The sequence below is a fragment of the Candidatus Sodalis sp. SoCistrobi genome, from assembly GCF_900143145.1.
Classification (GTDB): Bacteria; Pseudomonadota; Gammaproteobacteria; order Enterobacterales; family Enterobacteriaceae; genus SoCistrobi.
Genome location: NZ_FRDB01000146.1, coordinates 1 through 7,513 on the forward strand (window position 1 = coordinate 1; position 7,513 = coordinate 7,513).

Annotated in this window: 5 protein-coding genes, 2 pseudogenes and 1 other annotated feature; of the genes and pseudogenes, 2 read left to right on the plus strand and 5 right to left on the minus strand. The window is 55.7% G+C overall.

Annotation, left to right across the window (positions count from 1 at the left end):
* A partial coding sequence (locus tag CINSTRO3249_RS10515; protein ID WP_254304262.1) for a flagellar biosynthesis protein FlhF occupies positions 1-1,360 on the plus strand: 1,360 nt, incomplete at its 5' end.
* Between the two features lie 395 nt (positions 1,361-1,755).
* On the opposite strand, the gene efeB is transcribed toward CINSTRO3249_RS10515, so the two are convergent.
* The 5 genes and pseudogenes from efeB to CINSTRO3249_RS10540 form a co-directional block, all read right to left on the minus strand.
* A complete protein-coding gene (efeB, locus tag CINSTRO3249_RS10520) occupies positions 1,756-3,072 on the minus strand; it encodes an iron uptake transporter deferrochelatase/peroxidase subunit (RefSeq protein ID WP_074013249.1) in 1,317 nt (438 codons plus the stop codon).
* Positions 3,073-3,085: 13 nt separating this feature from the next.
* The gene (gene efeO, locus CINSTRO3249_RS10525; RefSeq protein ID WP_074013250.1) at positions 3,086-4,225 is read right to left on the minus strand and encodes an iron uptake system protein EfeO; all 1,140 of its coding nucleotides are present in this window, start codon (positions 4,223-4,225) and stop codon (positions 3,086-3,088) included.
* 39 nt (positions 4,226-4,264) lie between these two features.
* Positions 4,265-5,095, minus strand: a complete 831-nt coding sequence (efeU, locus tag CINSTRO3249_RS10530) for an iron uptake transporter permease EfeU (RefSeq protein ID WP_074013251.1) — start codon at positions 5,093-5,095, stop codon at positions 4,265-4,267.
* Between the two features lie 481 nt (positions 5,096-5,576).
* The gene (locus CINSTRO3249_RS10535; RefSeq protein WP_074013252.1) at positions 5,577-6,827 is read right to left on the minus strand and encodes a Bcr/CflA family multidrug efflux MFS transporter; all 1,251 of its coding nucleotides are present in this window, start codon (positions 6,825-6,827) and stop codon (positions 5,577-5,579) included.
* A gap of 25 nt (positions 6,828-6,852) precedes the next feature.
* Positions 6,853-7,029: pseudogene (locus CINSTRO3249_RS10540) on the minus strand (16S rRNA pseudouridine(516) synthase); the annotation flags it as partial.
* Positions 7,030-7,148: 119 nt separating this feature from the next.
* Here CINSTRO3249_RS10540 and CINSTRO3249_RS10545 point away from each other — a divergent pair.
* A pseudogene (locus CINSTRO3249_RS10545) lies at positions 7,149-7,469 on the plus strand (transposase); the annotation flags it as partial.
* Positions 7,427-7,513 (plus strand) — a sequence feature (AL1L pseudoknot). This feature is flagged as partial in the annotation. (Overlaps the previous pseudogene by 43 nt.)

Below are 7,513 nucleotides of genomic sequence, written 5' to 3' on the forward strand. Positions count from 1 at the left end.
CATAGGTATCTACACATTTATCGTGATACCTGTTATTACTTTGCAGAATGATTTCAACCTATCTGTTGGCGGGATTGACTCTCGCCTTACCCGCCGATATCAGACGCTGGTTAAACAGCATATGACGCCCGCGGCTCTTCTTGCTTCTGCGGTTAAAGACCTCGCAAGTGCTCAAAAATCAACTTTCGCAACTACCCAAGCTGTCTGGCGTTTTCTGAATAATAAGCGAATTAGCTTCAGTCAACTCAATGAGCCAATTATTTCGCTAGCACTTGAGCAAATTTCGCTTAGCCCGCATCCATACGCTCTCGTTGTTCATGATTGGTCACGTTTACAATTTCTTTACCATCATGCCAAATACGGACGCTTAAAAATGACGCACGGTGGCGATGTTGGATATGAACTTCAAAGCAGCTTGCTGGTTGATGCTGGCACGGGTTTGCCAATAGCGCCTCTATCTCAGACACTTACCGATGCAACCGGTTGTCATTCAACGTTGGCGGAAGGACTGTCCGAACGGCAGACACATATGGACGCCTTGACGACCGATATTGCCCGTGTGGAATCGCTTAATATAGGTAAAAAGCTGATTCATATAATTGATAGAGAGGGTGACTCTATTGGACATATGCGGACGTTGAGTACTCAAGGAATATGCTGGCTTATCCGAGGAAAAGAAGGACATGGTGCAGAGTGGCAAGGTAATTCATTGAAAATTGGTGAGATTGCTGCTCTTCTGCCATACAACGGATGCGGACAGGTAGACTGGAAAGGGAAAAAAGCTGATATGGAAATCAGTGAAACCTCGATAGTCATAACCCGAGCTGCGCAGCAGAAGCGTAAAGATAAAGAAACCGGCCGCCGCATAAAAATCCAACCTGGAGAGCCTCTGACGGTCAGATTGGTTGTTGTTCGGCTTACGGATGATCTCGGTAATGTGGTGGGACGCTGGACGCTGCTTACAAACGTTTGCAGCGAGATCACCTGCGAGGAAGTAGCTCGTTGGTATTACTGGCGCTGGAATATTGAATCATTTTTTAAGTTGCTGAAAGGTGCCGGACATGACGTAGAAACATGGCTTCAGCGCAGCGCGCCAGCCGTACTACGCAGGTTGTTAATAGCCAGTATGGCTGCTGTTCTGGTATGGCGGCTGCAACGCGCTGAAGGAGAAGAAAATGCGGCAGCCCGCCAGCTGATATGTCGCTTGTCAGGACGACAGCAAAAGCGAGGCCGCAGAGAGAGCGCTCCTGCTCTGCTCGCTGGCCTATCCATCTTGTTGAATACACTAAAATTATTATCGGAATATAGTCTGGAAGAACTTACTCATTTAGCGAGAGTTGCTCTTAAGCCTCCTCCCTGATGTGTAGATACCTATGCCAATGGGGCGGCACAGCCAATAGCCGAATATGGATTCAGGGTCGGTAAGGCTACAAGGATGGCGGGCAAAGCGGAATCGACAGCCGCCGGCCAATGAGGCGGCACAGCCAATAGCCGAATATGGGTTCAGGGTCGGTAGGGTCGGTAAGGGTACAAGGAAGGCGGGCAAAGCGGAATCGGCAGGCGCAGGCCAATGAGGCGGCCTAAGGTTGGCAAAGGACGCGGCTACGCAGCCTGCGCCGTCACGTTTCGCCCACGGCGGTGGCCCGGTGAGCAACGCGGCACGCCGCCGGTCGCAGTATTGCGCCTCCACGGGGCGCAAGCGCCGCCGAACGGTGTCAGACCGCCGGCGTAAATGACAAACTGAACGCCAATGGCCTACGCCTCCAGCAGCCCCTGGCCCAGATAATGCCCCTTCTCGGGAACACCGGGCAGCACGAAAAAAAAACCGCCGCCGATGGGCTGAATATACTCTTCCAGCGCCTCGCCATTTAGGCGACGCTGGACGGTAAGAAACCCCTGTTCAAGATCGTGCTGATAGCTCACGAACAACAACCCCATATCCAGCTGGCCGGCATTCGAGACCCCCAGCGAATAGCTGTAACCGCGCCGCAGCATGGTGCTGGCGATATCTTCCGGGCGGCGCGGGTTGGCCAATCGGATATGCGCATCGAGCGGTATAATGGCGCCTTGAGGATCCTGCTGGAAATCGGGCACATCGTGCTCCTTGTGCATGCCCAAGGGCGCACCGGTGCGCTTGTCGCGTCCAAAAATTTGCTGCTGCTCGTGCAGCGGGGTACGGTCCCAAAATTCGACGCGAAAACGGATAATACGCACCGCCTGATAGCTGCCGCCATAGGCCCAGGCCGGTTCTTCGCTCTGCTTACCAACCCAAATAACCTTATCCATCAGGGGCTGATCGGCCGTCGACGGGTTGGCGGTGCCATCTTTGAAGCCCAGCAAATTGATCGGCGTTTCGCGCCCTTTACTGCGCGCGGCGTGCGAGGAGATAAAGCCTTCCCGTTTCCAGCGTACGCTTAAGAGATCCGGCGTATGTTTAATGACATCCCGCAGCGCATGGATCACCGTGTCGCTGTTGTTAGCACAAATCTGCAGCAGAAGATCACCATGACACAACGCAGCGTCGAGCGCATCATTAGGAAATCGATGCATCACCTGTAGGCGCTGTGGTTTATGTGCCGCCAGCCCAAAGCGTTGATCAAACAGCGAATCCCCCACCGAAACCGTGATCGTGAGGTTATCAGGATAAATGGACGCGCCGAGGATGCCGGAGTCCATCGGCGGAAGCCGTTCATTCACCGCCGGAGCCTGCCCACCGGTGGTGAGAAAGGCGATGCGCTCGGTCAACAGCCGCAATAAGCGCTCGAGATCCTGGCGATTGTCTGCCAGCACATCAAATGCGACCAGCATCATCGCCGCCTGCTGCGGCGTCACGATACCCGCCTGATGGCGGCCAAAACACGGCTGCCGTTCCCAGCGTTCGTCCGGCGACAGCGTCCCCGGCGACGCGCCTTCCGCCGCCTGCGGCACATTGCCCGCCGTCGCTTGACCGGCGCCGGCCTTCAGCGCCAGCGCGCCGCCGGCCGCCCCCAGACCGAGTAATAAACGCCGCCGGGTGGCGGACGCTGTCGCGGTCCCCTCCCGGCGGGCTGTTTTCTTGTCACTGCGACGCATAATACTCAGGGTCCTAGTCAAGCCCCAGCACGCCGCGCAGCTGCGCGAGGTCTTCGGCGAGGGTGTTGATAGGCCCTTTCAGTGCGTTGCGATCGGCATCGGTCAATTTATCATAAGACTCATACCCTTCCCCGTTGCGGTATTTCGCCAGGACCGTATCAACTTTACTGAAGTTGCCGTCAATCTTGCTCAGTAACGGCGCGTTGGCATTGGTCAACAGCGGGCGCAGCAGATTCACAATCTTTTGCGCGCCATCGATATTGGCCTGGAAGTCCCACAGGTCGGTACGGCTGTAGCGATCTTCTTCACCGCTGATTTTGCTGGAGGCGACTTCCTCAATCAAACCGGCGGCCCCGCCGACCACTTTGCTGGGCGGGAAGGTCAGTTCGCCGATGCGTTTTTGCAACTCCAGCACGTCGCGGTAAAGCTTATCGGCAAACGGCGTCATCGCGTCGGTGGTTTTATCGGCGAACAACGTTTTTTCCAGACGGTGGAAGCCGGTAAATTTCGGATCGTCGGCCTTTTTCTCATAATCATCTTCCCGCGCATCGATACTCTCATCCAGATCGGAGAACAGCTCGGCGATGGGTTCGATACGCTCATAGTGCTGGCGGGTCGGGGCATACAGCCGTTGAGCGGTAGCCAAATCGCCGCAGTTAATCGCGTCGGTGAAAGCTTTGGTACCCTTGACCAGCTCCGCCACTTCGCCGATAACATAGACTTTGTAATCGGCGATAGGACCCACCAGCGCCATGGCGTCAGGCTGGCCGGCACTTTGGCTGCCATCGGCGGTGACCGTCAGCTTGCCGCGGGGATTGCTTAGAAGACCGCAGGTCATGTCATATTCCCCCGGCTCCAGATTGGCGGTCATTTTCTGGGTGAAGCCCGGCGCGATATTTTCACGCTCTTCCACCACCATCACCCCTTTGAGAATTTCCCACTCCAGCCCTTTCTGGCTCGTGTTGTGCACCACAAAACGGGTTTTCCCCGCTTTGACGGTTAACGCCATCGGCTCACACTGTTTATCGTTGACGGTAATCCGCACTTCTGGAATATCCGCCGCCAGCGCGGGCAGGCTTACGGAGGTCAATACAGGCAAAGCAAACAGCATCGCCGGCGCCAGGCGACGGCCAAAACGTTGTTGGGTAGACATAGAACATTATCCTGATAGTAAGAGGCTGATGAAAATTTCTTATTTGGCGAGCGTCGCCGCCCGGTTGTGCCGTGACGGCAGGAAAAACAAAATCAGCGCCGGCACCAGATAGAGGACATACACCGCGACTTCGCTGACCGTCGGTGTTTCCTGGTAACCCAACAAGCCCTCCAGCAGCGTACCAAACAGCGTATGCGTTGAGAGCACCTGACTCCAATCAAAGGCGATGGACTGATAGTTATTCCATAGCCCAGCTTCATGGAACGCGCGGACAGCACCGGCGGCCAGACCGGCGGCGACGAACAAAATAAACACGCTGGTCCATTTGAAAAAGGCCGCCAGCGGCAGCCGGATGCCGGTCCAGTACATCACCATACCCAACGCGATAGCGCAGGCCAGACCCAGTACCGCGCCGATGGGCGCGGCGATGCCGACATCCTGACTAAAGGCCGCCAGCAGGAAAAACACCGACTCTAACCCCTCTCGCGCCACGGCAAAAAACACCATGCCGGTCAGCGCCCAGCCTTGACGCTTAGATTGCGCTAACGCTTGATCCACCGCCATTTCCAGCTGGTTTTTTACCGACCGGGACATTTTGCGCATCCACAGCACCATCCAGGTCAACACCACGACGGCAATAACCGCTACGATGCCCTCGAATAATTCTTGTTCTTTTTGCGGAAATTCACCGGTGGTGGCATTAATCGCCATCCCCAACGCCAAACATAACAGCGCGGCGGTGATAGCGCCGAGCCACACCCTTTTCAGCCATTGGCCACGGCCGGTTTTTTTCAGGTAACCCGCGATGAGGCTAACAATCAGCGCCGCTTCAAGACCTTCCCTGAGCATGATCAGAAACGGTACAAACATGATTTATCCTCACCTGCCCAACGGCAGAACATTGTAAATTAACGTCAATAAGAACGATATTGATTATCATTACCTAGGGAGAAAAACAAGGTGCTTGTTAGCAAAATTGCAACTTTGCTGCTACGTTCAAACCCTAAAGAATTTAAGGGAAAAGACGGGAAATTAGGGCGAAGGCAGGTGCCGCACGGGTCGGCGACCTGCGGACGCAGGCGGGGACCAACGCCGGCGCAGAGGGAGTAGCGATTTCTCTCTCATAGGGCAGCCTAGGTCGCCGGTCACACCGCCACGACCCACAATGCCAACATGCAATGATTTGAGAGTAAGGTGAGAATTGCCGGGCATAATGCGCATAGTCACCCGACGCCGCCGCGCGGCGGCCGGTTTTACGCCCTTCATCCAATGTGACAGTATCAACAGGACGCCCAAGCCCGGCGCCACGCGGTAGGTTTTAGCGCATCCATCCGCTACGCGCGGCGGCGAATCAACCGGGCTTGGCGCCCGCATCTGCCGGGGCGGCGCGCGCCTTGCTCTTGCGCGGACGGCTGGCATACAGATACAACAGCAGCGCGACGCTGCTGCAAATCGCCATGGACAGCACCATCGGCCAGGCGCTGTTAAACGTCGCCAGCGACAGTAGCGCACCAATAATCGCGCCGACGCCGAAACGCAGCGTGCCCGCCAGCGACGAGGCCGTGCCGGCCATATGCGGGAAATCTTCCAAGATAACCGCCATGCCGTTGGAGGTCACCATGGCGACACAACCCACAAACAGCGCGACGCCGACCACCAGCGGAATGAAGCCCAGCTGCAGTGTCAGCACCGCTATCATCCACAGACCGGTGCAAAATTGAATCGCCAGTCCAAACCGGAACATGCTTTGCGCGCCAAAACGCGCGACAAAACGGCTGTTAATCAGCGTCAGGATAAACAAAAACACCACGTTGAGCGCAAAGTAATAGCCAAAATTCTGCGGCGACACGCCATTGAGGTCGATATAGACAAACGGCCCGGCGCTGAGAAACGAAAACATACCGGCAAAGGAGAAACCGCTGGCCAACATGTAGCTGAAGACGCGTTTGTGGCGAAACAACGAGCCGAAATTGCCGATGGTGGTGCTAAGACGAAACTTTTGTCGCCGATCGCGCGGCAGCGTTTCGCGGATAAACACCAGTACAAGTACGGTCGCAATTAACGCCGCCAGGCTGATGGTCCAAAATATCGCGTGCCAGCTTAATAAAACCAGCAGGCCGCCACCGATGATCGGCGCCAGTAACGGCGCTACGGTCATCACCAACACCACGAAAGACATCATGCGCGAGAAGTCATCTTTGGTGAACATATCGCGCATCAGCGCATTAATAACCACGCTTGCGGCGGCGGCGGCCAGACCGTGCAGCAAGCGCATATAAATCAGCATCTCCACGGATTGCGACAGCGCGCACGCGGCCGCGGCCAGCGCGAAGCAGAAGGTCCCGAACATAATCACCGGCTTACGACCGAGACAGTCGGCCATCGGCCCGTAAAACAGCTGGCCGATGGCGAAGCCCAGCACATAAGCGCTCAGCGTCATCTGCACGCTACCGGCGCTCACGCCGTACTCCGCCGCAATAATCGGCAGCGCGGGCAGGTACATATCGATAGCCAGCGGCATCAACATGGACAACAGTCCCAGTATTACCACGATACCGATATGTTTTTTACGTTCGGGATGCACTCTCCATACTCCTTTCATCAGCCTGATTTGGTGTTTTAATGGCTTAATTTACCGGCAGACCCGCGCCGGCGATTTCCCCGGCACTCAGCGCGCGGTATTCCCCCGGCTGCAAATGCGCATCCAGCACGATGGCGCCAATGCGCTCGCGATGCAGCGCCACCACCCGATTGCCGACGGCGGCGAACATGCTTTTTACCTGATGATAACGGCCTTCGCTGAGGGCATAGGTATCTACACATTTATCGTGATACCTGTTATTACTTTGCAGAATGATTTCAACCTATCTGTTTGAATCACCCCGGATAAATTAGAGTCTATACTTTAAAAGTCGAGGTCTCTATGACAACGACCAAACGTTACTCTCCGGAAGTCCGTGAACGGGCAGTTAATCTAGTGCTGGAAACTCAGCATGAGCATGCTTCGCAGTGGAAAGCGATCCAGTCCATTGCACCAAAAATTGGCTGCATACCCGAGACGCTGCGTCTGTGGATCAAGCAACATGAACAGCGGCTGGCGGTGAAAAACAGTCTCAACGCGGATGAACGTCAGCGGCTTAAGGAGCTGGAGCGCGAGAACCGTGAGCTTCGCCGCAGCAACGATATTCTACGACAGGCGTCAGCATATTTTGCCCAGGCGGAGCTCGACCGCCACTGCAAGAAATAGCGTCGTTAACGGTGCCGCTGATAGAACAGCATGGGGTCGAG